Consider the following 22,035-nt stretch of genomic DNA (forward strand, 5'->3'; position numbering starts at 1 on the left):
CGCCGGCACCATCGAATCGGGGGAACAGATGAGACGCAACGAACCGGGTCCTGCCGTGCCCGCCTGGCTGCAGGACCCACCGGAATCCGGAACCGACCACGCGCGACGCGGCCTCCGCCGCGCGGCCAGAGGCACCGAGACGCCCGGTCCCTCCACTTCGCCCGGCGACGGTGCGACTCCGCCCGCTCCCTCCGCTCCGCTCGAGATGACGGCCTCCGTGCCTCTCGGCATGGCGTTGCGGCCCCGGGTCAGTTCCGAGGCCGACCCGGAGCCGGAAGTGTCCGAAGCCGCTCTCACGCACGAGCCGGCGCGACCCGAAAGGCGTGTTCTCCCGCCCGCGGAGCGCGAGGCGACGGTCCCGGCGGAGCCCGAGGCGACGTTTCCCGCGGAGCCCGAGGCGACGTTTCCCGCAGTGCCCGAGGCGACGTTTTCCGCAGTGCCCGAGGTGACGGTCCCGGCAGCCGCGACCGAACCCGGGCCTGCGCCCGTCTCCGTGGATCCGGTTCCCGACGTCGCGGAGCAGCCCGAGGCCGAGGCACCTGCACCTGCACCTGCACCGGAGGTGTCGAGTCCGGAGGCCACGGAGGTCGCACCCGATCCGGTCGACCCCGAGCCCGCATCGGTCCAGGCCCCGCTACCGGCACGAACGGACGCTCCGGTCGACGACCTGCAACACGAGGCCCGTCGTTTCGACCATCAGCCGTCCAATGTCGACCTCGCCTCGGGAGTGCTGGTCCGCAGGTCACGACGTTCCACGCGACGGTGGCGGGAGCGGGTCGACCGGCTGACCGGCGGCAGGCTCGACGGAGGAGGCAGCGAGCGCCGGGAGGAGCTCGTCGCCCGGATCCGCCAGCCGATCCCGGGCGACTACCGGATCGCGGTGCTGTCGCTGAAGGGCGGGGTGGGCAAGACCACCACGACCGTCGGACTGGGGTCGACGTTCGCGTCACTGCGCGGCGACTGCGTCATCGCCGTCGACGCGAATCCGGACTTCGGCACCCTCGGGCAGAGGATCCCGCAGCAGACCACCTCGACCGTGCGGGACCTGCTCGCGAACGCGTCGGGCATCCGCCGGTACTCGGACGTGCGTGCCCACACCTCGCAGGCGCCGAGCCGGCTCGAAGTGCTCGCGAGCGAACGCGATCCCGCTGCCTCGGAAGCGTTCAGCGAGGAGGACTACCGCCGCGTCGTCGACATCCTGCAGGTCTACTACAACGTGATCCTCACCGACTGCGGCACCGGGATCATGCATTCGGTCATGCGCGGCGTGCTGGACCTGGCGAACACCCTCGTGCTCGTCGCGTCGCCCGCAGTCGATGCGGCGCGCAGTGCGGCGGCGACCCTCGACTGGCTGCAGGCGCACGGCTACTCCGACCTGGTCGAGCGCACGGTCGTGGTGATCAGTTCGCCGCGCCCGGGTGCGGCGAGCATCGACATGGACGCGCTGACCGCGCATTTCCTCGCGCGGTGCCGCGCGGTGAAGGTGCTGCCTTTCGACGAGCACCTCGCGGAGGGAGCCGAGATCGATCTCGAACGGCTCCGCCCCGCGACACGCACGGCGTTCGTCGAACTCGCCGCGATGGTCGCCGACGACTTCCCCGTACTGTCGGGTCGACACGCAGTGCATTAGGCGGGCGTACGGGCCACCAGGGCGTCATACCGGCAGCAGGCGGATCACCGGGCGCTCGACGAGCGGCAGCGGATCGAGATAGTCGTCGCGGCCGCGTCGGAGTCCCCAATGCAGGCATGCGGGGGAGACGCCTCCCTCGTGACCGGCGACGACGGTGCCGATGGGATCGCCCCTCGTCACCCGGCGACCCGCGGCGACCGCCGCCTCCACCGGCTCGTAGGTGGTGCGCAGCCCGCCCTCGTGATCGATGGAGACCACAGGCTTCCCGGCCACGACACCGGCGAACGCGACGACGCCGTCACCTGCCGCCACGACGGTCTGCCCCACGTGTGCGTCGAGATCGACACCGCGGTGACCGGGGAGCCAGTTCTGCTCGGGCAGGTCGAACTCCCGGCTCACGACCGGCCGGGGATCGAGCGGCCACACGAACCGTCCGGCGTCGGCCGATCCGGTTCCCGGCGCAGCGGTGAGCACGACGAACGCGGCGATCACGACGGCGAGCGACCGGAGGCGAGCGGCGAGGAGCATGCCCGCCAGTCTCGTGAATCGGAGTCGCTGCGCACCAGAGGGCGACGCGATCTGTGGACAACCCCGGATCCGTCCACAGGCCCGGCGACTCCCGGTTAGGGATCCGCGCCTGCTCCGCGTACACTTGTCGGGCGGTCTGTATACGCAGATCGACTTCGCGCGTCCGCGCATCGATGCCGACCCGTTTCTCCGGGCCGCATCGGAAATGGCCGTCGGCCGGTCCCGCAAGGGTTCGACGGGCATGTGGACGCCAGGGCGGGGATCGGAAGATCCACCGCGGAAACCGACACGAAAGAGAGAAACAGGCATGCCTGTTGTGACTATGCGGCAGCTGCTCGACAGCGGCGCCCACTTCGGACACCAGACCCGTCGCTGGAACCCGAAGATGAAGCGGTTCATCTTCACCGACCGCAACGGCATCTACATCATCGACCTGCAGCAGACCCTGACGTACATCGACAAGGCGTACGAGTTCGTCAAGGAGACCGTCGCTCACGGTGGAACCGTGCTGTTCGTCGGCACCAAGAAGCAGGCGCAGGAATCCATCGCCGAAGAGGCCACCCGCGTGGGCATGCCCTACGTGAACCAGCGCTGGCTCGGCGGCATGCTCACCAACTTCTCGACCGTCCACAAGCGCCTGCAGCGCCTGAAGGAGCTCGAGTCGATGGAGCAGACCGGTGGCTTCGAGGGACGCACCAAGAAGGAAATCCTCATGCTCACGCGTGAGAAGAACAAGCTGGAGCGCACCCTCGGCGGCATCCGCGACATGGCGAAGGTTCCGTCGGCGATCTGGGTCGTCGACACCAACAAGGAGCACATCGCCGTCGGTGAGGCCCGCAAGCTGAACATCCCGGTCATCGCGATCCTCGACACCAACTGCGATCCGGACCTCGTCGACTACCCGATCCCGGGTAACGACGACGCGATCCGTTCCGCGGCGCTGCTGACCAAGGTCGTCGCTTCCGCCGTCGCCGAGGGCCTGCAGGCCCGCGCCGGCAAGAGCAGCGACGCCGAGGCCAAGCCCGAGGCCGGCGCCGAGCCTCTCGCCGAGTGGGAGCAGGAGCTGCTCGCGCAGGCCACCCCCGCCGCCGACGCCGAGGCGCCCGCAGCGGACGCAGCCCCCGCAGCAGACGCGGCCCCCGAGGCCTGATTTGTTGCCCGGCCCCGACCTTCCGATCGAGAGATCCTGGTCGGGGCCGTCGCATCGCGGCCCGAGCTCATCCGCGCGATAGGGCCGCCCCAGAGACTTTTCCACCACAGACACAGGAGGCTCGCTTCCATGGCGAACTACACCGCCGCCGACGTCAAGCGTCTCCGTGAGCTCACCGGCTCCGGAATGCTGGACTGCAAGAACGCTCTCGCCGACAACGACGGCGACTTCGACAAGGCCGTCGAGCAGCTGCGCATCAAGGGTGCCAAGGACGTGGGCAAGCGCGCCGAGCGCTCCACCGCCGAGGGCCTCGTCGTCGCCAAGGACGGCGTTCTCGTCGAGCTGAACTCCGAGACCGACTTCGTCGCCAAGAACGACGAGTTCCAGGCTCTCGCCGACAAGGTCGTCACCGCTGCCGCACAGGCCCGGGCGAACGACGTCGAGGCGCTCAAGGCCGTCGAGGCCGACGGCAAGACCGTCGACGCCCTCGTCCAGGAGCTGTCCGCGAAGATCGGCGAGAAGCTCGAGCTGCGTCGCGTTGCCGCATTCGACGGTCAGACCGCCGTCTACCTGCACAAGCGTGCTTCCGACCTGCCGCCGTCCGTCGGCGTTCTCGTCGAGTACACCGGTGAGGGCGATGCTGCTGCCGAGGCCGCTCGCGCTGCCGCGATGCAGATCGCCGCTCTGAAGGCCAAGTACGTCACCCGTGACGAGGTTCCCGAGGACATCGTCGCCAACGAGCGTCGTATCGCCGAGGAGACCGCCAAGGCCGAGGGCAAGCCGGAGCAGGCTCTGCCGAAGATCGTCGAAGGCCGCGTCAACGGCTACTTCAAGGACGTCGTCCTGCTCGAGCAGGCGTCCGTGACGGACTCGAAGAAGACCGTCAAGGCGATCCTCGACGAGGCCGGCGCGAACGTCGTCCGCTTCGTGCGTTTCGAGGTCGGCGCCAGCTAGTTCTTCCACTCCACGACCCCGTCGGTGCTGCTACCGGCGGGGTCGAGGTGTGTCGGGCCACGCCGCCTCGGGGCACGGAGGCGCTCGCGCGTGCTGCGCGGTGACAGGTGTGGCGTGTCTATCCGCCCGATCTCGGTTCCCTCGAGCGGATGAGGCAGGATGATAAGGGCCGATTCATGCGCAACCAGAGGAGAGTCATGTCCGACCACGCCCACGATCGGCCCGGATTCCGCCGGGTACTGCTCAAGCTCGGCGGCGAGATGTTCGGCGGCGGCAAGGTCGGACTCGATCCGGACGTGGTGACGACGGTGGCCCAGCAGATCGCGGAGGTCGTGCGCGGTGGCGCCGAGGTCGCCGTCGTGATCGGTGGCGGCAACTTCTTCCGCGGCGCCGAACTCCAGCAGCGCGGTCTCGAACGCGCGCGGTCCGATTACATGGGCATGCTCGGCACGGTCATGAACTCCCTTGCGCTGCAGGACTTCCTGGAGAAGGAAGGCATCGACACCCGCGTGCAGACCGCCATCACGATGGGGCAGGTCGCCGAGCCCTATCTGCCGCTGCGTGCGCGCCGCCACCTCGAGAAGGGGCGCGTGGTCATCTTCGGTGCGGGCATGGGCATGCCGTACTTCTCCACCGACACCACCGCCGCGCAGCGCGCCCTCGAGATCGGCGCCGAGGTCGTCCTCATGGCGAAGGCCGTGGACGGCGTCTACTCCGACGACCCCCGCACGAACCCGGATGCGGTGCTGTTCGAGGAGATCACCCATCGCGAGGTCATCGAGCAGGGCCTCAAGGTCGCCGACGCGACCGCCTTCAGCCTGTGCATGGACAACGCCATGCCGATCATGGTCTTCAATCTGCTGACCAAGGGCAATATCGCCCGAGCCATCGCCGGTGAGAAGATCGGAACACTCGTACGGTCATGAACGGACAACGGAACATGGAGGAACTGCCGTGATCGATGAAGCCCTCTTCGAAGCAGAAGAGAAGATGGAGAAGGCCGTCACGGTGGCCCGGGACGATCTGGGTGGCATCCGGACCGGTCGCGCGAACCCGGGCATGTTCAACCGCATCGTCGTCGACTACTACGGGGCTCCCACGCCGATCACGCAGATCGCCAGCATCAATGTTCCGGAGGCGCGCATGGTCATCGTCAAGCCGTACGAGGCCTCGCAGCTGAACGCGATCGAGACCGCGATCCGTAACTCCGATCTCGGTGTCAACCCCACCAACGACGGCAACATCATCCGCATCTCGGTCCCGCAGCTCACCGAGGAGCGTCGTCGCGAACTCGTCAAGCAGGCCAAGGCCAAGGGTGAGGACGCCAAGGTCGCCGTGCGCAACGTCCGCCGCAAGGCGATGGAGGAACTCGGACGTATCCAGAAGGACGGCGAGGCCGGCGAGGACGACGTGAACCGCGCCGAGAAGGAACTCGACAAGACGACCGCCAAGTACGTCGGTCAGATCGACGAGTTGATCAAGCACAAGGAAGCCGAACTGATGGAGGTCTGACAGTGGGTCGAGCCGACGGGTCCTCCGACCCGCAGCTTCCACTCGGTGCCGGAGCCGACTCCGGTGCCACCCCTGCAGACCCGGCACCGGCCCCCGACCCCGCGTCGGAGCCGGTGAAGAAACCCTCACGGGCGGGACGCGACCTGCCGGCCGCTTTCGCGGTCGGCGGGGGTCTGGGCGCGCTCGTCATCGGGATTCTGCTGTTCGCCCCGAAGGCGTGGCTCGCCGTGGTCGCGATCGCCATCGGCATCGCGACCTGGGAGGTCACCAAGCGGCTGCGTGAGGCCGACGTGCTCGTCCCCAGACTGCCGTTGCTGGCCGGTGGCCAGGCGATGATCTGGCTCGGCTGGCCGTACGGCACGACGGGTGTGCTCGGTGCGTTCGCGGGCACGGTCGTCGTGACGATGCTGTGGCGGCTGTTCGACCACGGTCTCGTCGCGCAACCACGCAACTACCTGCGCGACACCGCGGTCGCGGTCTTCGTCGCGGCCTGGTTGCCGCTGCTGGCGTCGTTCGCGACCCTCATGGTCCTCCAGGATCAAGGCGCCCAGCGCGTGTTCTGCCTGATGCTCGTCTGTGTCGCGTCGGACATCGGTGGCTACGCCTCGGGTGTCCTGTTCGGCAAGCACCCGATGGTCCCGGCGATCAGCCCGAAGAAGTCGTGGGAAGGTTTCGCCGGGTCGTTGGTGGCCTGCATCGCGGTCGGTGTCCTCACCGTCGTCTTCCTGCTCGACGGCCCGTGGTGGGCCGGTCTGCTGCTCGGCGCCGTGCTCGTGGTGACGGCGACGGCCGGCGATCTCATCGAGTCGCAGGTCAAGCGGGATCTCGGCATCAAGGACATGGGCACCCTGCTGCCCGGCCACGGCGGCATCATGGACCGGCTCGACTCGATCCTGCCGTCGGCCTTCGTCACCTGGCTGATCCTCACGGCCTTCGTGTAGTCGCCCGATGGTGCGTTCGTCGAAGCTTCGTGCGCCGAAGTCGGGGAGTGGTGTGATCGCCAGCCCCAACATCTGGCACTGGCCCGAGGTGTACGAGGAGGAGAACCGCGCGCAGGATCCCCGCGGCGCCGTGTACGCGGCGCTGCGGGAGGCCGCGGACTGGACCGGCCGCGACGTCGTCGACGTCGGGTGCGGTTCGGGTTTCCACCTTCCGATGTTCGCGGCCGACGCACGCACGGTGACCGGGATCGAACCGCATCCGCCGCTGGTCGCCGCGGCCCGCATCCGCGTGGACGGTCTTCCGTCGGTCACCGTGACGGAAGGCTCCGCGGCTCACATGCCGCTTCCCGACGCTTCGGTCGATCTCGTCCACGCCCGCACCGCCTACTTCTTCGGCCCGGGGTGCGGCGCCGGAATCCTCGAGGCGATGCGTGTGCTGCGTCCGGGCGGCGCGCTCGCCGTCGTCGATCTCGACGCCACCGCCCATCCCTACGGCGACTGGATGCGCGACGACCTGCCGCACTACGACCCGGCCGCGGTCGAGGCGTTCTTCGAGGCGCAGGGATTCGATCTGCGCCGCGTCGACACGCTGTGGGAGTTTCCGGACCGAGCGACCCTCGAGCGGGTGCTCGGCATCGAGTTCGCACCACGCGTCGCGACCCGGGCGATCCGCGAGACACCCGGCACGACGCTCACCGTCCGCTACCGGCTGCACGTGCGCCGCAGACCCCTGGGCCTGGAACTGAGCTGAGAGCGGTCAGCGCGACCGGCCGATACCGAACATTCGCGCCAGCTCGGTGATCTTCTTCGCCTTCGCGAGGTTCGGCAGGTCGCTGCCGTCGCGGACGTTGCGTCCGTCCTCACCGAGTTTGTCGATGATGCCTTCCGCCCAGTCCACGTCCGTGCTGTTCGGGCTCAGAGCCACGTTCGCGTACGACGCGCGTTCGCCGGTCATGCACAATTTGCCGGTCATCCCCATCGAGCGGGTCAGCTCGGCCTCACGTTCGAGGACCTCGGGGTCGTCGCTGAGTGTGGGTCCGTCGATGGGTCCCGGCAGGCGCGCGGCGCGGCTCGTGATGACCAACCTCGACCGCGCGTACGCCATCGCCATCGGGCTGTCGCTCATGCCGGTGTCGCGCCGGAAGTCGCCGCTGCCGAAGACCAGGCGGAAGGTGCCCTCCGCACGGGCGATCTCGGGAGCCGCCTCGAGACCCATCGCCGACTCGATCAACACGAGGATGCGCGTGCCCTCCGGCAGCAGATCTGCGGTGGCCTCGACCTGGTGACCACTCTCCGCCTTCGCGAGCATGACGCCCTGCAGGCCCGGGAGGCCGGCGAGTGCGGCGAGATCGTCGGCCCAGAACGACGTGGTGGCGTCGTTGACCCGCACCCAGGCCTTCCCACCCTCGCGCAGCCACGCCACGATGCCTTCGCGAGCAGCGGGTTTGGCCGCGGCGGGTACGGCATCCTCGAGGTCGAGCACCACCGCATCCGCCGGCGAGTCGGCGGCGGTGTCGAAGAGATCGGGGGAGCGGCCCGGAACGAGCAACCACGAGCGTGCGACTTCGGGAGCGACGAGACCGGTCATGATGTCCATGCTCCCGTATTCCCCCTCCGCGCCCGGGCGACTCGGCGTGAGGGAGACCGACCGGTGACACCGGCCCGGGAATGGGGGCGAGTATCACAGCAACGCCCGGACCCATCCGTCCCGGATCATGGGACAATAGGTGATTATGGCTTCTTCCCTGCCCCTGGTCTTCGATGCACCCAAGCGTGGTCTTCCGCCGCGCCATCTCGCCGACCTCGACGCAGATCAGCGTCGTGATGCGGTGCGCGAACTGGGGCTTCCGGCCTTCCGCGCCGACCAGCTCGCCCGCCAGTACTACGGGCGGCTCGAGGCCGATCCGGCGAAGATGACCGATCTGCCCGCCGCCGTCCGCGACAAGGTGGGGGAGGCGTTGTTCCCGCCTCTGCTCAGCGCGGTCCGGCACATCGCGTGCGACGGAGGCGAGACCCGCAAGACCCTGTGGCGCGCCCACGACGGCACCCTGCTCGAGAGCGTCCTCATGCGCTATCCCGATCGCGCCACGCTGTGCATCTCCAGCCAGGCCGGATGCGGCATGGCATGCCCGTTCTGCGCGACCGGCCAGGGCGGTCTCGACCGCAACCTGTCCACGGCCGAGATCGTCGACCAGGTGCGCGCGGCCGCCGCTGCCCTGCGCGACGGCGACGTCGCCGGCGGACCGGGACGGTTGTCGAACGTCGTGTTCATGGGCATGGGCGAGCCGCTCGCGAACTACAAGCGCGTGGTCGCGGCGGTGCGGCGCATCACCTCACCTGCGCCCGAAGGCCTCGGTCTGTCGCAGCGTTCGGTCACCGTCTCCACGGTGGGACTCGCACCGGCCATCCGCCGCTTCGCCGACGAAGGGCTCAGCGTCACCCTCGCGGTGTCGCTGCACACCCCGGACGACGAACTGCGCGACACCCTCGTCCCGGTCAACAACCGGTGGTCGGTCGCCGAGGTCCTCGAGGCGGCGCGGTACTACGCCGACAAGACCGGCCGGCGCGTCTCGATCGAGTACGCCCTCATCCGCGACGTCAACGACCAGCCGTGGCGCGCCGACATGCTCGGCAAGAAGCTCCACAAGGCTCTCGGGTCGCTCGTGCACGTGAACCTCATCCCGCTCAACCCCACCCCGGGCAGCGAGTGGGATGCCAGCCCGAAGGACGTCGAACGCGAGTTCGTGCGGCGCGTGCAGGCCCAGGGCGTGTCGTGCACCGTCCGCGACACCCGCGGCCAGGAGATTGCCGCAGCGTGCGGTCAGCTCGCCGCGGAAGGCTGAGCCGACAGACACGAAAGGGCCCGTCCGGAGAATTCCGGACGGGCCCTTTCGTCGATGGACTAGCGCAACCGGCGGCGACGCACCGCATCGCGCGCGACGATGAACACCAGCAGAGCCGCCGAACCGATGAGGTACAGGCTCTCGACATGGCCTTCGTGATTGCCGATCAGCATCAGCAGCAGGAACGCCGCCACGATCAAAGCCATCACGCGGAAGAACTTGGGGGCTTCCCCGCTCCAACCCCACTCGGCGGACGGCACTTCCGCCGCCACATCACCACGAGTGGACTGCAACTCGGTACCGGCCACGGTTTCCTCCTGCTCACCAGATGCTGCTGTTGCTGCTTATCGTGACATACGACCCCGCGTCGTACGAAGCGGGGCATGCGTGTGGCGCCTGTCGAGAGGTGGAGACCGGGCGGTTCAGGAACCGTTCAGGTGCGTGGGGAACAATGCTCGCGTGGCCGACACTCGATCTTCTTCCCGCACCCGGGTGCTCCTGCTGGGTAGTACCGGTTCCATCGGTACCCAGGCACTCGACGTGATCGCCGCCAACCCCGACGACTTCGAAGTCGTCGGTCTCGCCGCGGGCGGAGGCAAGACGGATCTGCTCGCCGAGCAGATCCGCGCAACGGGTGTCCGCGAGGTCGCCGTGGCCGACCCCGACGCCGCCGCACGTCTCGACCTGCCGGTTCGGAGCGGCCGGACCGCTGTCACCGAGCTCGTGCGCGAGGTCGAGGCCGACGTCGTGCTCAACGCCCTCGTCGGCTCCCTCGGCCTCGAACCGACGCTCGCGGCGCTCGACACCGGTGCGCGACTCGCGTTGGCGAACAAGGAGTCGCTGGTCGCGGGCGGCTCGCTCGTCACGAAGGCGGCGGCGCCGGGCCAGATCGTGCCGGTCGACTCGGAGCACTCCGCGCTTGCGCAGTGCCTGCGCGGCGGCACCGGCGACGAGGTGGCGCGTCTCGTGCTCACCGCCTCGGGCGGTCCGTTCCGCGGCTGGACCGCCGACCGCCTCGAATCGGTGACTCCCGAACAGGCCGGCGCCCACCCCACCTGGTCGATGGGACCGATGAACACCCTCAACTCGGCGACCCTCGTCAACAAGGGACTCGAACTCATCGAGACCCACCTGCTCTTCGGCGTGGACTACGACCGGATCGACGTGACGGTGCACCCGCAGTCGATCGTGCACTCGATGGTCACCTTCGTCGACGGGTCGACCCTGGCCCAGGCGTCGCCGCCGTCGATGAAGCTGCCGATCGCGCTGGCCCTCGGCTGGCCGCACCGCGTTCCGCACGCCGCCCCGGCACTCGACTTCTCGACCGCGTCCACCTGGGAGTTCGAACCCCTCGACGACGACGTCTTCCCGGCCGTGCGGCTCGCGCGCCAGGCGGGCGTGGGCGGCGGATGCCTCACCGCCGTCTACAACGCGGCCAACGAGGTCGCCGCCGAGGCGTTCCTCGCGGGGACGCTGTCGTTCCCGCGGATCGTGCAGACCGTCGAGGCCGTGCTGAACGACGCACACGAGTGGTCCGCCGAACCCAGTACCGTGGACGACGTGCTCGCCGCCGACGGCTGGGCCCGCGACCGGGCGCGCACACTCGTATAGGAGGATCGGCCACTCATGATGTTCGTACTGGGCGTGGTGCTGTTCGCCCTCGGCATCGCCATCTCCATCGCCCTGCACGAGGCCGGCCACATGTGGACCGCGCAGAAGCTGGGCATGAAGGTCCGGCGCTACTACATCGGGTTCGGCCCCCGCGTGTTCGCCTTCCGCCGCGGTGAGACCGAATACGGTCTCAAGGCGGTTCCGGCCGGCGGGTTCTGCGACATCGCCGGCATGACGGCCCTGGACGAACTCGCGCCCGACGAGGTCGAGCGCGCGATGTACAAGCAGAAGACGTGGAAGCGCCTCGTCGTGATGTCGGGTGGCATCGCGATGAACTTCCTGCTCGGCATCGTGCTCATCTACGGCCTCGCCGCCAGTGCGGGGCTGCCCAACACCGACAACCGCGCGGTGGTCGGCACCGTCGGCTGTGCCGCGCCGACCCAGGACGGCCCGCCCGATTACACCCCGGCCGACTGCTCGGGTCCCGGTCCGGCCGAGCAGGCCGGCATCGAACCGGGCGACGTGATCGTCGCCGTGGACGGGCAGTCCGTCGAGACCTTCGGCGACCTCGTCCGGGCCACGCAGCCCCTGTCGGGCACCGTGCCGTTCACCGTCGAACGCGGCGAGGAGACCCTCACCGTGCCGGTCACGGTCCAGCAGGTCCAGCGCTGGGTCTACGAGAGCGAGTCGCCCGACGCCGAACCCGTCTCCCGCACCGTCGGTGCGATCGGTGTCGGGGGAGAGCCGGGAATCATCGAGTACACGCCGCTCTCGGCGATCCCCGCGACCTTCGACTTCACCGGTTACCTGGCGGTCCGCACGGCCGAGGCGCTCGTGAGCCTGCCGAGCAAGGTCGCCGACCTGTGGGCGGCGGTCACCGGGGGAGAGCGTGCGGTCGACACCCCGGTCAGCGTCGTCGGCGCCAGCGTCATCGGCGGCCAGTTCGCCGAGCGCGGCATCTGGGAGTCGTTCGTGTTGTTGCTCGCACAGCTGAACTTCTTCCTCGGTGCGTTCAACCTCCTCCCGCTGCTGCCGCTCGACGGCGGGCACATGGCCGTCGCGATCTACGAGAAGGCCCGGAACTGGCTGCGCGGCCTGCGCGGACTGCCGGTCGGCCCGCCCGTGGACTACATGAAACTGCTGCCGCTGACCTATGTGGCGGTGGTCATCGGGGGCGCCTACATGGTGCTCACCCTCACAGCAGACATCGTCAACCCCATCAAGCTGTTCTGATCTGCGCCGGTAGACTTGCCGAGTAGCGACGAAAGAAGGCGAACTGTGACCAGCCCCGTCGGATTGGGCATGCCCGAAATTCCTGCGGTCCTCGCACCCCGACGCAAGACCCGCCAGCTCATGGTCGGAAATGTCGGCGTCGGCAGCGATCATCCGGTGTCCGTGCAGTCGATGACCACCACGAAGACGCACGACGTGAACGCCACCCTCCAGCAGATCGCGGAGCTCACGGCGTCCGGCTGCGACATCGTGCGTGTGGCGTGCCCGCGTCAGGAGGACGCCGACGCGCTCCCGATCATCGCGAAGAAGAGCAAGATCCCGGTGATCGCCGACATCCACTTCCAGCCGCGGTACATCTTCGCCGCGATCGACGCCGGCTGCGCGGCCGTGCGCGTCAATCCCGGCAACATCAAGGAATTCGACGGTCGCGTCAAGGAGGTCGCCAAGGCGGCCGGCGATGCCGGGATCCCCATCCGTATCGGCGTCAACGCCGGTTCCCTCGACCCCCGGTTGCTCGCCAAGTACGGCAAGGCCACGCCGGAGGCGCTCGTCGAATCCGCCCTGTGGGAGGCGAGCCTGTTCGAGGAACACGGCTTCGGCGACATCAAGATCTCCGTCAAGCACAACGACCCCGTCGTGATGGTCGAGGCCTACCGGCAGCTCGCCGCGCAGTGCGACTACCCGCTGCATCTCGGCGTGACCGAGGCCGGCCCCGCCTTCCAGGGCACCATCAAGTCGGCCGTCGCCTTCGGCGCGCTGCTCAGCGAGGGCATCGGCGACACCATCCGCGTGTCGCTGTCGGCGCCGCCCGCCGAGGAGATCAAGGTCGGCACGCAGATCCTGCAGTCGCTGAACCTGCGTCCCCGCAAGCTCGAGATCGTCTCCTGCCCGTCCTGCGGGCGCGCCCAGGTGGACGTCTACTCCCTCGCCAACGAGGTCACCGCCGGACTCGAGGGCATGGAGGTGCCGCTGCGGGTCGCGGTGATGGGGTGCGTCGTCAACGGACCCGGTGAGGCTCGTGAGGCGGACCTCGGTGTGGCCTCCGGAAACGGCAAGGGCCAGATCTTCGTCAAGGGCAAGGTCATCAAGACCGTGCCCGAGGCGCAGATCGTCGAGACCCTCATCGAGGAAGCGATGCGCATCGCCGACGAGATGGAAGGCAACGCCTCGGGCGGCGGCCCCGTGGTGTCGGTCGGCTGATACGGGTGGGGCGCACGGGACGGCGTTCTCTCACTTTCGAGGACTCAGGTTTCCACGCCGCCGTCCGGCATGGCACTCTGATCTCGTATCGGCTTGTCGACGGGTGGTGAGCGAGTGCTCAAGCTTCTGGGTGTCCGGTCGTTGGGTGGACGTGACACCGCCGCGGTGCTCCGGGTGCTCTCCCGCGACCCCGTGGCCGCGTGCATGGTGGCCGGCCGCGTCGAGGAGTACGGACTCGACGGGCGTGCCGTCGGCGGTGAGATGTGGAGCCGCGGCGGCCCCGAGACCTCGCTGTGCTTCTCCGGCGCGAACCTCATTCCGCTGCTGGGCAGTCCCGACGACATCCAGGCGTTCGCCGAGCGCGCGAGTCGCGGGCCGCGACTGTGTTCGTCCATCGTCGGTCGCGCCGAGTACGCGCTGCCGATGTGGGAGCGGCTCGAATCGGCGTGGGGCGCTCCCCGCGAGGTGAGGGCCGAACAACCCCTCCTCGTTCTCGACCGCGAGCCGCTCGTCGAACCCGACCCGCAGGTCCGTCCCGTGCGGCCCGAGGAACTCGATGTCTATCTGCCGGCCGCGATCTCGATGTTCATCGAGGAGGTCGGTATCGACCCGCGCACCGGCGACGGCGGTGCGGGTTACCGGCGCCGCGTCGCGAGCCTCATCGCGGCGGGACGCGCCTGGGCGCGATTCGAGGACGGACAGGTGGTGTTCAAGGCGGAGGTGGGCTCCCAGTCGTCCACGGTGGGCCAGATCCAGGGCGTCTGGGTCGATCCCGCGCATCGAGGTTCGGGCCTCGGCACGATCGGCACCGCCGCCGTGGCCTGCGCGGTTGCTCGCAGCGGTCGCCTGCCCAGCCTCTACGTCAACAGTTTCAACGCCCCGGCCCGCGGAGCCTACGCCCGCGCGGGTTTCCGCCAGGTCGCGACGTTCTCCACGGTGCTGCTCGACTGATTTCCCGTCGGCTCTGCCTACGATGACGGGCGATGAGACCTCGAAGTTCCACCCCGGCATCCCCGTACGCACGCGCACTCCGGATCGGCGCTGTGCTGTCGGTGGCCGTCGTGCTCCTCGGCCTGGCCGTCGCGTGCACGCCGCGCCCGGCCGGGCCGGAGGCCGCCGCCCAGGCGTTTCTCGACTCGTTCGCCGCTCAGGACGTCGCGTCGGCGGCGGACCGCACCGACCGCCCCGACGACGCGGCCGTCGCGATGCAGGAAGTCCTGGACGGGCTTCAGGCCGAATCCCTCACCGCCACCACGACATCCACCCGGATCGGCGGCGACTCCGCGACCGTGGGCTACAACTACGAGTGGCACCTGCCGAAGGAACGGGTGTGGCAGTACACCGGTGAGCTCAACATGGGGCGCAGCGGGAACGACTGGATCGTGCGGTGGGCGAAATCCGCGCTGCACCCGCAGCTCGGCGAACGGCAGACCATGCAGCTCCGCAGCAGCCCGGCGCCGCGCGCCCGGGTCAACGAGCACGCGGGCAGCGACATCCTCGTCCCCGGCACGGTCTACGGCATCGCCTTCGACGCCTCGCAGACCACCGACGTCGCCGGTGCGGCACGACAGCTCGCGTCGACGTTGTCGGAGTTCGATTCCTCGCTCACGGCGCAGGCGATCGCGGAATCGGTGACGGCCTCGTCCGGGCCGCGGTCGGTGATGCGACTGCGCGAGGACGACTACGAGCGCGTCGCCCCACGTCTCGCCGGGATCGACGGTGTCGTGGTGACCGAGCAGGCCGACCTCGTCGCGACCGATCGCAACTTCGCGCCTGATCTCGTGGGCCAGATCAAGAAGACCGTCATCGACGAGGTCGACGGCACGGCCGGGTGGAGCGTCGTCGTGGTGAACCAGTACGGCGTGGACACCGGGGTGCTCACCGAGACGCCGCCGCAGCCGGTGCCGTCGTTCTCGGTCAGCCTCGACCGTCCCCTCCAGCTCGCGGCTCAGGCGGCCGTCGATGCCCGCACCGAGCAGGCGATGACGGTCGTGATCGAGGCGTCCACGGGTGCGGTGCTGGCGGTGGCTCAGAACAAGGCCGCCGACAGGGACGGGCCGGTCGCGCTGGCCGGCCAGTACCCCCCGGGCTCGACGTTCAAGATCGTCACCTCGGGTGCGGCGATCGCCGAGGGTCGCGCGACCCCGAACACGATGGTGCCGTGCCCCGGTCGCATCACGATCGGCGAGCGGAGCGTGCCGAACTACAACGAGTTCGAGCTCGGGACGGTCTCTCTCGCCACCGCTTTCGCCCGATCCTGCAACACCTCCTTCGCCAAGCTCGCCTCCGAGATGGCCCCGGACGCGCTGACCGTCGCCGCCTCGCAGTTCGGTATCGGTGTGGACTACGAGGTGGTGGGGATGCCGACCTTCACCGGATCGGTTCCGCCCGCGGAGGATCTCGTCGAACGGACCGAGGACGGTTTCGGTCAGGGCAAGGTGGTCGTGAGCCCGTTCGGGATGGCGCTCACCGCGGCGACGGTCGCCGCCGGCCGTACTCCGGTGCCCTATCTCATCGCGGGTCGCGAGACGGTTGTGAACGGTTCGCCGCCGCCGGTGACGCCGGAGATGGTGGAGGGTCTGCGCGAGATGATGCGCTTGGTGATCACGAGCGGTACCGCCGACCGTATCCGGGACCAGGGCGACGTCTACGGCAAGACCGGCGAGGCCGAGGTCGAGGGCGGGTCGCACTCGTGGTTCGTCGGCTACCGCGGCGATCTGGCGTTCGCGACGCTCGTCGTGCGCGGCGGCAGCTCCGACAACGCGGTCGCGGTCACCCGCGACATGTTCGCCGCCCTGCCGCCGGAGTACGACGAGGGAGCCTGAGCTCAGGCCAGGGCCGGATCCTCGGCGAGGGCGGCGAGCTGTTCGAGCAGCGGTGCCGCCGCGACGAGTTCGGCGGCATCGACCGGATCCATCGCGTCGCCGTTCGTCATGCAGAAGATCCACGGCCTGTCGACCGGCTGGTTCACCCTGCTGTTCGCGTTCAACGCCGTAGGCATCAGCCTCGGCAATGTGGTGAACCAGAAGCTGCTCCAGCGCACGACCCCGCACCGGCTGCTCGGCATCGGGTCGGCGCTGCTCGTCTTCTGGTCCGCCGTGCTCACCGTCAACGCCCTCGCGGGACCCGTCCTCGGAGTGACCATAGTGGCGTTGTGGTTCGGCGTCGCGAGCCTCGGGCTGGTGCTCGCCAACGCCGCGACCCTCGCTCTCGGTCAGGTCCGGCACGCTGCCGGCACCGGCTCGGCGCTCCTCGGCGCCCTCCAGTTCCTGCTGGCGGCCGTAGTCGCTCCGATCGTCGGCGCCTGGGGTGAGGACACCGCGGTCCCCATGTCCCTCGCCATGCTCGTCACCGCCGTCCTCGGCCTCGGCTCGATGGCGTTGGTCCGCAACCGCTGACGGACCCTCAGCTCTCCTCACGATCCGTCGTACTCGCGGGCCGGCCGTCGCGCCGGCCCGCGAGTCGCGTCACCAGCCACAGCACCACGCCGATCCCGAGCAGCACCCCGGCCGTCCGGTACTGGGTCGCAGGCCGGTCGACCCACGGTAGGACGAGGAACAGGCAACTGGTCGCCCCGAGCACCGGAAGGATCGTCGGCGCGCGGAAGTGCCGGTGCTCCACGTGGTCCCGGCGCAGGACCAGGGCCGCGACGTTGACGATCGCGAACACCCCCAGCAGGAGCAGCGCCGTCGTACCCCCGAGTTCGGGCACCCCGCCGACGAAGACGACGAGACCGACCGCGAGCAGCGTCGTGAACACGATCGCGACATAGGGCGTGCGGCGGGTCGGGTGCACCCGCCCCAGGACGGCGGGCAGGACGTCCTCGCGGGCGATGCCGTAGATCAGCCGGCTCGCCATCAGCATGTTGATCAGCGCGGTGTTGGCCACCGCGAACATCGTGACGAAGGCGAAGATCCCGACCGGGAACGCCGGGGCGCCGACCTCGACCACCCGCAGCAAGGGCGTCTCGCCCGCCCCGAGTTCGTCGGGCGGGACGAGCGCGATCGCGGTGATCGACACGAGCACGTACACCAGCGCAGCGAGACCCAGGCCGAGCAGCAGCATCCGGGGGAAGATCCGGGTGGGCTCCTTGCATTCCTCGGCCATGTTCACCGAGTCCTCGAATCCCACCATCGCGAAAAAAGCCAGGGCTGTCCCCGCGACCACCGCGGAGAAGACGGACCGGTCGCCGGGATCGATCTCGACCACACGCGAGAAATCGCCGCCGCCGAAACCCAACGCCCACATGCCGATCGCGACGATGATGAGCAGGCCGCCCAACTCGATCATCGTGAGCACCACATTGGTCTTCACGCTCTCGGCGACCCCGCGGAAGTTGATCACCGCCAGGACGAGGACGAAGACCAGCGCGATCACGGTGATCCCGGCCGTGCCGGCCAGGTCGAGTCCGAAGGCCTCGGCGAAGTTCGCGGCGAACGCCCGCGCAGCCGTGGCGGCAGAGGTGATGCCCGAGGACATCACGGCGAAGGCCACCAGGAAGGTCAGGAAGTGCACGCCGAACGCCTTGTGCGTGTAGAGCGCCGCTCCGGCCGCCCGCGGATACTTCGTGACCAGCTCCAGATAGCTGAACGCCGTCACCGTCGCGACGGCGAACGCGACGAGGAACGGCAGCCACACCACGCCACCGACCTCGTTCGCGACCTCCCCGGTGAGGGCGTAGATGCCGGTGCCCAGGATGTCGCCGATGACGAACAGCAGGAGCAGACCCGGCCCGAGAACGCGGACGAGCTGGGGTGAGTCGGTCGTCTCGGCCACCGCAGGCCCCCTTCCGCGCACCCTGTCCACCGCCGGCGGGGACCGACCGGATTCAGGGCAGCAGACCCGATTTTCGCGCGGCGACGACGGCCTCGTGGCGGGAATGGACGTCGAGCTTGCTCATGGCGCTGCGCAGGTAGCTCTTGACCGTCTCGGCGCCGACCGACAGGCGCTGGGCGATCTCGGCGTTGCTGCACCCCAGCGCCACATGGGACAGCACGTCGGTCTCGCGGGGGGACAGCACGACGTCCGTCGGTTCCGGTTCCGTTCCGTCGAGCACCCCGGCGAGACGGTCGGACAACGAGCGGAGCTTCTCCTGCAGCGCCGGATCGGTCGTGCCCTGCGCGAGCACCCGCAGATCGGCATGGACCTCGCGGACCTGCGCAGTCGCGACGGGATCGCGGTCGCCGGACGACCGCTCGAGCATCGCGAGTCGCCGATCGACCTCGTCGCGCACCTCGATCTCGTGCGCGAGACGAGCCGCCGCCTGCGCGAACGCCGTCACAGCCCGATCGCCGACGGGCGCGGACTCGCGCGCGGCGCCGTACAACACCGCGCGGGCCTTGCCCTCGACGAGTACCGGCACCGCGAGGATGGACCGCAATCCCTCGTACAGAACGGGACGGTCGAAGTGGTGCGTGATCGACGCGGAGCGACCGTAGTCCGACACCGTCACCACCCGCGACTCCGCGAGGACGCGACCGCCGAGACCCGCCCGCGGAGGCACCACGACCCCGGCCAGGCTGTTGGTGCGGGTGCCGAAGAATTCGCTGAGTTGCAGCGATCCCTGCTGGACCTCGCCGGCGAAGACCACCGGCAGCTGGGCCTGCGCCGCGGTGCGGCGGAGTTCACCGCGCAGGGCATCACCGTCGCGGGGACGCAGCAGCGCCGACGAGGAGGACGACACGAACGCCACCCCTTTCCGGGGGTATCGGGGAACATGGTGTGACTCGAATCATAGACGTCGAACGGGTGTGCTCCCCAGATCGGGAACACCCTGGCCGGTACGGACGAAAGGACCACAATGGGCGACACAGCGAGCCGCGTGCGGACACTGCTCGAGCGGTACGACACGGCAGACGCCTGCGCAGCCCGACTGCTGTGCGACGACCATCCCGCCGACGCGGTGGCGTTCACCGTCGTCGATGCCGACCTGAGCTCGACGGATCTCACCTACGGTGAGCTCCGCGAACGGTCGGCCCGCTTCGCCGCGGCGCTGGCGGATCTCGGTGTCGAACCCGGCGACCACGTCGCGACGCTCATGGGCAAGTCGGCAGACCTGGTGGTCGCGGTTCTCGGTATCTGGCGTCGCGGCGCCGTGCACGTGCCGCTCTTCACCGCCTTCGCCCCGCCGGCGATCGCCTTCCGGCTCGACGCGAGCGGCACCAAGGTGGTCGTGGCCGATCGGGATCAGGCCGGCAAGCTCGCCGCCGGATCGGATCTTCCAGCCGAGGTGCCGTGGCAGGTCGTCGTGGCCGGCCAGGGCGACGCAGACGCGTCCGGTCGTGAGGGCCGCGACTTCGGCGAACTGATCGCCGCGCAGTCGGCCGACGACCCGCGTGGCGAGGCCGTCGCCGTCGGCGCCGAGGGGCGTCTGGTCCAGCTGTTCACCTCCGGCACGACCGGCACTCCCAAGGGTGTCCCCGTCCCGGTGAAGGCGCTGGCGTCCTTCCACGCCTACCTGGAGTTCGGCCTCGACGTGCGCGAGGACGACGTCTTCTGGAACGCGGCCGATCCGGGATGGGCGTACGGGCTCTACTACGCGCTGCTCGGGCCGCTCGCGGCCGGTCGGCGCAGCCTCCTGCTGCACGCCGGTTTCTCGCCCGCGCTCACCTGGCAGATCCTCGACACCTTCGGGGTGACCAACTTCGCGGCGGCCCCGACGGTCTACCGCAGCCTCAAGGCCGACACCGCCGAGCACCCGCCGGTCCGGCTGCGTCGTGCCTCCTCGGCCGGTGAGCCGCTGACCCCGGACGTCCTCGAGTGGTCGCAGGAGACCCTCGGTGTCGTGGTGCGCGACCAGTACGGACAGACCGAACACGGCATGTTCGTCGTCGACGCGTGGGCGGACGAACTGCGCGAGGACACCCCGGCGCGTTCGATGGGCAAGCCGCTGCCGGGCTGGAGTTGCGCGGTGCTGCGCGAGGACAGCGACGAGATCGCCGAGCCGGGTGAGGTCGGGCGCGTCGCGATCGATGTGCATGCGAGCCCGCTCGTGTGGTTCACCGGCTACGTCGACGCCCCCGAGAAGACCGCCGACCGGTTCAGCGAGGACGGCCGTTGGTACCTGACCGGCGACGCCGGCAAGGTCGACGAGAACGGATTCTTCTTCTTCTCGTCCCGCGACGACGACGTGATCATCATGGCCGGTTACCGCATCGGCCCGTTCGACGTCGAGTCGGTGCTCGTGATGCACCCCGACGTGATCGAGGCCGCCGTGGTGGGGCTGCCGGACGAACTGCGGGGTGAGGTCCTCGAGGCGTTCGTGGTGCTGCGGGAGGGTGTCGAGGGCGACGACGCGCTCGAGGCGGAGCTCCAGAAGCTCGTGAAGCAGAAGTACGCCGCCCACGCCTACCCGCGCACGGTGCACTTCGTGCCGCACCTGCCCAAGACGCCGAGCGGCAAGGTCCAGCGCTTCAAGTTGCGCCAGGCGGGCGCCGTCGGCTGATTCGGTGCACGACCGCTCGATCGGTGGATGACGGGGGAGCGGGGCGCGGCAGCTAATCTGGAAGTCATGGCTACCCGCGCTCCGCTCGTCCCCGGCACTCCGACTCCCGTCCGGGAGGTGCCCGCGTCGATCGAACGGCCGGAGTACGTGTGGAAGCCCACGGCGAAGGAAGGCAACGAGCCGTGGGTGCAGACACCCGAGACGATCGAGAAGATGCGACTCGCGTCGAAGATCGCCGCGCAGGCCCTCGTGGAGGCCGGTAAGGCCGTCGCGCCCGGCGTGACCACCGACGAGATCGACCGCATCGCGCACGAGTACATGTGCGACCACGGCGCCTACCCGTCGACCCTCGGTTACCGCGGCTTCACCAAGTCGTGCTGCACCTCGCTCAACGAGGTCATCTGCCACGGCATCCCCGACTCGACCGTCGTCGAGGACGGCGACATCGTCAACATCGACGTCACCGCCTACATCGACGGCGTCCACGGCGACACCAACGCGACCTTCCTGGCCGGCGACGTCTCCGAGGACGTCCGTCTGCTCGTCGATCGCACCCGCGAGGCGACGATGCGCGGCATCAAGGCGGTCAAGCCGGGCCGGGCCCTCAACGTCATCGGCCGGGTCATCGAGTCCTACGCCAACCGCTTCGGCTACGGCGTCGTCCGCGACTTCACCGGCCACGGCATCGGCGAGACCTTCCACAACGGCCTGGTGATCCTGCACTACGACCGGCCCGACATCGACACGATCATCGAGCCCGGCATGGTGTTCACCATCGAACCGATGATCAACCTCGGTACGCCCGACTACGAGATCTGGGACGACGGTTGGACGGTCGTCACCAAGGACCGCAAGTGGACCGCGCAGTTCGAGCACACCATCGTCGTCACCGATACCGGCGCCGAGATCCTCACCCTGCCGTGACCTCCGCTCGCTGGAGCGAGCACGGAGTTCGGCCCCGACCCGGAAAGGGTCGGGGCCGAACCTGT

The 22,035-nt window shown here is 69.3% G+C and carries 21 protein-coding genes; 16 read left to right on the top strand and 5 right to left on the bottom strand.

Annotated features, from left to right (window positions below; genetic code table 11):
- The first annotated feature begins 28 nt into the window (after positions 1–28).
- On the top strand, positions 29–1,630 hold the full coding sequence (locus AC0LPE_RS09370; protein ID WP_490606079.1) for a MinD/ParA family ATP-binding protein: 1,602 nt from the start codon (positions 29–31) through the stop codon (positions 1,628–1,630).
- A gap of 24 nt (positions 1,631–1,654) precedes the next feature.
- Here AC0LPE_RS09370 and AC0LPE_RS09375 read toward each other — a convergent pair whose 3' ends face one another.
- Positions 1,655–2,158: a murein hydrolase activator EnvC family protein gene (locus AC0LPE_RS09375; protein WP_160876496.1), complete on the bottom strand. Its 504-nt coding sequence runs from the start codon at positions 2,156–2,158 to the stop codon at positions 1,655–1,657.
- A gap of 307 nt (positions 2,159–2,465) precedes the next feature.
- On the opposite strand from AC0LPE_RS09375, the gene rpsB reads away from it, so the two are divergent.
- The 6 genes from rpsB to AC0LPE_RS09405 all read left to right on the top strand — a co-directional run bounded on the left by rpsB (position 2,466) and on the right by AC0LPE_RS09405 (position 7,466).
- On the top strand, positions 2,466–3,308 hold the full coding sequence (rpsB, locus tag AC0LPE_RS09380) for a 30S ribosomal protein S2 (RefSeq protein WP_060650992.1): 843 nt from the start codon (positions 2,466–2,468) through the stop codon (positions 3,306–3,308).
- 129 nt (positions 3,309–3,437) lie between these two features.
- Positions 3,438–4,262: a translation elongation factor Ts gene (gene tsf / locus AC0LPE_RS09385; protein ID WP_006550975.1), complete on the top strand. Its 825-nt coding sequence runs from the start codon at positions 3,438–3,440 to the stop codon at positions 4,260–4,262.
- Positions 4,263–4,459: 197 nt separating this feature from the next.
- Complete coding sequence (gene pyrH, locus AC0LPE_RS09390; RefSeq protein ID WP_006550976.1) at positions 4,460–5,188, top strand: UMP kinase; 729 nt, start codon at positions 4,460–4,462, stop codon at positions 5,186–5,188.
- 28 nt (positions 5,189–5,216) lie between these two features.
- Positions 5,217–5,774: a ribosome recycling factor gene (gene frr / locus AC0LPE_RS09395; protein ID WP_024100638.1), complete on the top strand. Its 558-nt coding sequence runs from the start codon at positions 5,217–5,219 to the stop codon at positions 5,772–5,774.
- 2 nt (positions 5,775–5,776) lie between these two features.
- Positions 5,777–6,715 (top strand): phosphatidate cytidylyltransferase, encoded by a 939-nt coding sequence (locus AC0LPE_RS09400; protein WP_490606080.1) that lies wholly within the window; start codon positions 5,777–5,779, stop codon positions 6,713–6,715.
- A 7-nt stretch (positions 6,716–6,722) separates the two neighbouring features.
- Positions 6,723–7,466: a class I SAM-dependent methyltransferase gene (locus AC0LPE_RS09405; protein WP_490606081.1), complete on the top strand. Its 744-nt coding sequence runs from the start codon at positions 6,723–6,725 to the stop codon at positions 7,464–7,466.
- Positions 7,467–7,472: 6 nt separating this feature from the next.
- Here AC0LPE_RS09405 and AC0LPE_RS09410 read toward each other — a convergent pair whose 3' ends face one another.
- Positions 7,473–8,312 carry an HpcH/HpaI aldolase/citrate lyase family protein gene (locus AC0LPE_RS09410; protein WP_160876490.1) on the bottom strand — a complete coding sequence of 280 codons (840 nt, stop codon included), beginning with the start codon at positions 8,310–8,312 and terminating at the stop codon, positions 7,473–7,475.
- A 136-nt stretch (positions 8,313–8,448) separates the two neighbouring features.
- Here AC0LPE_RS09410 and rlmN point away from each other — a divergent pair, with 136 nt between their 5' ends.
- Positions 8,449–9,558 carry a dual-specificity RNA methyltransferase RlmN gene (gene rlmN, locus AC0LPE_RS09415; RefSeq protein ID WP_160876488.1) on the top strand — a complete coding sequence of 370 codons (1,110 nt, stop codon included), beginning with the start codon at positions 8,449–8,451 and terminating at the stop codon, positions 9,556–9,558.
- A gap of 59 nt (positions 9,559–9,617) precedes the next feature.
- Here the strand turns inward: rlmN and AC0LPE_RS09420 are convergent, their stop codons facing one another.
- A complete protein-coding gene (locus AC0LPE_RS09420; protein ID WP_120282265.1) occupies positions 9,618–9,866 on the bottom strand; it encodes a DUF2631 domain-containing protein in 249 nt (82 codons plus the stop codon).
- A gap of 133 nt (positions 9,867–9,999) precedes the next feature.
- Between AC0LPE_RS09420 and dxr the strand changes: the two genes are divergently transcribed.
- From dxr to AC0LPE_RS09450, 6 genes are all read left to right on the top strand, one after another.
- Complete coding sequence (dxr, locus tag AC0LPE_RS09425; protein ID WP_390889767.1) at positions 10,000–11,169, top strand: 1-deoxy-D-xylulose-5-phosphate reductoisomerase; 1,170 nt, start codon at positions 10,000–10,002, stop codon at positions 11,167–11,169.
- Positions 11,170–11,184: 15 nt separating this feature from the next.
- Complete coding sequence (locus tag AC0LPE_RS09430; protein ID WP_490606082.1) at positions 11,185–12,402, top strand: M50 family metallopeptidase; 1,218 nt, start codon at positions 11,185–11,187, stop codon at positions 12,400–12,402.
- 45 nt (positions 12,403–12,447) lie between these two features.
- Complete coding sequence (ispG, locus tag AC0LPE_RS09435) at positions 12,448–13,602, top strand: flavodoxin-dependent (E)-4-hydroxy-3-methylbut-2-enyl-diphosphate synthase (RefSeq protein WP_016691224.1); 1,155 nt, start codon at positions 12,448–12,450, stop codon at positions 13,600–13,602.
- Between the two features lie 114 nt (positions 13,603–13,716).
- Positions 13,717–14,553, top strand: coding sequence for a GNAT family N-acetyltransferase (locus tag AC0LPE_RS09440; protein WP_145691800.1), 837 nt, complete (start codon positions 13,717–13,719; stop codon positions 14,551–14,553).
- 32 nt (positions 14,554–14,585) lie between these two features.
- A complete protein-coding gene (locus tag AC0LPE_RS09445; RefSeq protein ID WP_490606083.1) occupies positions 14,586–16,427 on the top strand; it encodes a penicillin-binding transpeptidase domain-containing protein in 1,842 nt (613 codons plus the stop codon).
- A 108-nt stretch (positions 16,428–16,535) separates the two neighbouring features.
- Entirely contained in the window at positions 16,536–17,000 is a 465-nt protein-coding gene (locus AC0LPE_RS09450; RefSeq protein WP_490606084.1) for an MFS transporter, read from the top strand.
- Positions 17,001–17,007: 7 nt separating this feature from the next.
- On the opposite strand, the gene AC0LPE_RS09455 is transcribed toward AC0LPE_RS09450, so the two are convergent.
- Positions 17,008–18,378, bottom strand: coding sequence for an APC family permease (locus tag AC0LPE_RS09455; protein WP_145691797.1), 1,371 nt, complete (start codon positions 18,376–18,378; stop codon positions 17,008–17,010).
- A 52-nt stretch (positions 18,379–18,430) separates the two neighbouring features.
- Complete coding sequence (locus tag AC0LPE_RS09460) at positions 18,431–19,294, bottom strand: LuxR C-terminal-related transcriptional regulator (protein WP_490606085.1); 864 nt, start codon at positions 19,292–19,294, stop codon at positions 18,431–18,433.
- A gap of 108 nt (positions 19,295–19,402) precedes the next feature.
- Between AC0LPE_RS09460 and AC0LPE_RS09465 the strand changes: the two genes are divergently transcribed.
- Positions 19,403–21,046, top strand: coding sequence for an AMP-binding protein (locus AC0LPE_RS09465; RefSeq protein ID WP_160876478.1), 1,644 nt, complete (start codon positions 19,403–19,405; stop codon positions 21,044–21,046).
- Positions 21,047–21,112: 66 nt separating this feature from the next.
- Positions 21,113–21,970: a type I methionyl aminopeptidase gene (gene map, locus AC0LPE_RS09470; RefSeq protein ID WP_120282274.1), complete on the top strand. Its 858-nt coding sequence runs from the start codon at positions 21,113–21,115 to the stop codon at positions 21,968–21,970.
- The last annotated feature ends 65 nt before the right edge of the window (positions 21,971–22,035 follow it).

It is taken from the genome of Rhodococcus sp. S3 (assembly GCF_058211795.1).

What these genes read in the sequence shown, in the direction of transcription:
- AC0LPE_RS09445 (WP_490606083.1), top strand. Translation starts at nt 14,586, where the DNA reads ATGAGACCTCGAAGTTCCACCCCGGCATCCCCGTACGCACGCGCACTC.
- AC0LPE_RS09410 (WP_160876490.1), bottom strand. Translation starts at nt 8,312, where the DNA reads ATGGACATCATGACCGGTCTCGTCGCTCCCGAAGTCGCACGCTCGTGG.
- rlmN (WP_160876488.1), top strand. Translation starts at nt 8,449, where the DNA reads ATGGCTTCTTCCCTGCCCCTGGTCTTCGATGCACCCAAGCGTGGTCTT.
- AC0LPE_RS09370 (WP_490606079.1), top strand. Translation starts at nt 29, where the DNA reads ATGAGACGCAACGAACCGGGTCCTGCCGTGCCCGCCTGGCTGCAGGAC.
- AC0LPE_RS09405 (WP_490606081.1), top strand. Translation starts at nt 6,723, where the DNA reads ATGGTGCGTTCGTCGAAGCTTCGTGCGCCGAAGTCGGGGAGTGGTGTG.
- AC0LPE_RS09430 (WP_490606082.1), top strand. Translation starts at nt 11,185, where the DNA reads ATGATGTTCGTACTGGGCGTGGTGCTGTTCGCCCTCGGCATCGCCATC.
- pyrH (WP_006550976.1), top strand. Translation starts at nt 4,460, where the DNA reads ATGTCCGACCACGCCCACGATCGGCCCGGATTCCGCCGGGTACTGCTC.
- rpsB (WP_060650992.1), top strand. Translation starts at nt 2,466, where the DNA reads ATGCCTGTTGTGACTATGCGGCAGCTGCTCGACAGCGGCGCCCACTTC.
- AC0LPE_RS09375 (WP_160876496.1), bottom strand. Translation starts at nt 2,158, where the DNA reads ATGCTCCTCGCCGCTCGCCTCCGGTCGCTCGCCGTCGTGATCGCCGCG.
- map (WP_120282274.1), top strand. Translation starts at nt 21,113, where the DNA reads ATGGCTACCCGCGCTCCGCTCGTCCCCGGCACTCCGACTCCCGTCCGG.
- tsf (WP_006550975.1), top strand. Translation starts at nt 3,438, where the DNA reads ATGGCGAACTACACCGCCGCCGACGTCAAGCGTCTCCGTGAGCTCACC.
- AC0LPE_RS09465 (WP_160876478.1), top strand. Translation starts at nt 19,403, where the DNA reads ATGGGCGACACAGCGAGCCGCGTGCGGACACTGCTCGAGCGGTACGAC.
- AC0LPE_RS09450 (WP_490606084.1), top strand. Translation starts at nt 16,536, where the DNA reads ATGCAGAAGATCCACGGCCTGTCGACCGGCTGGTTCACCCTGCTGTTC.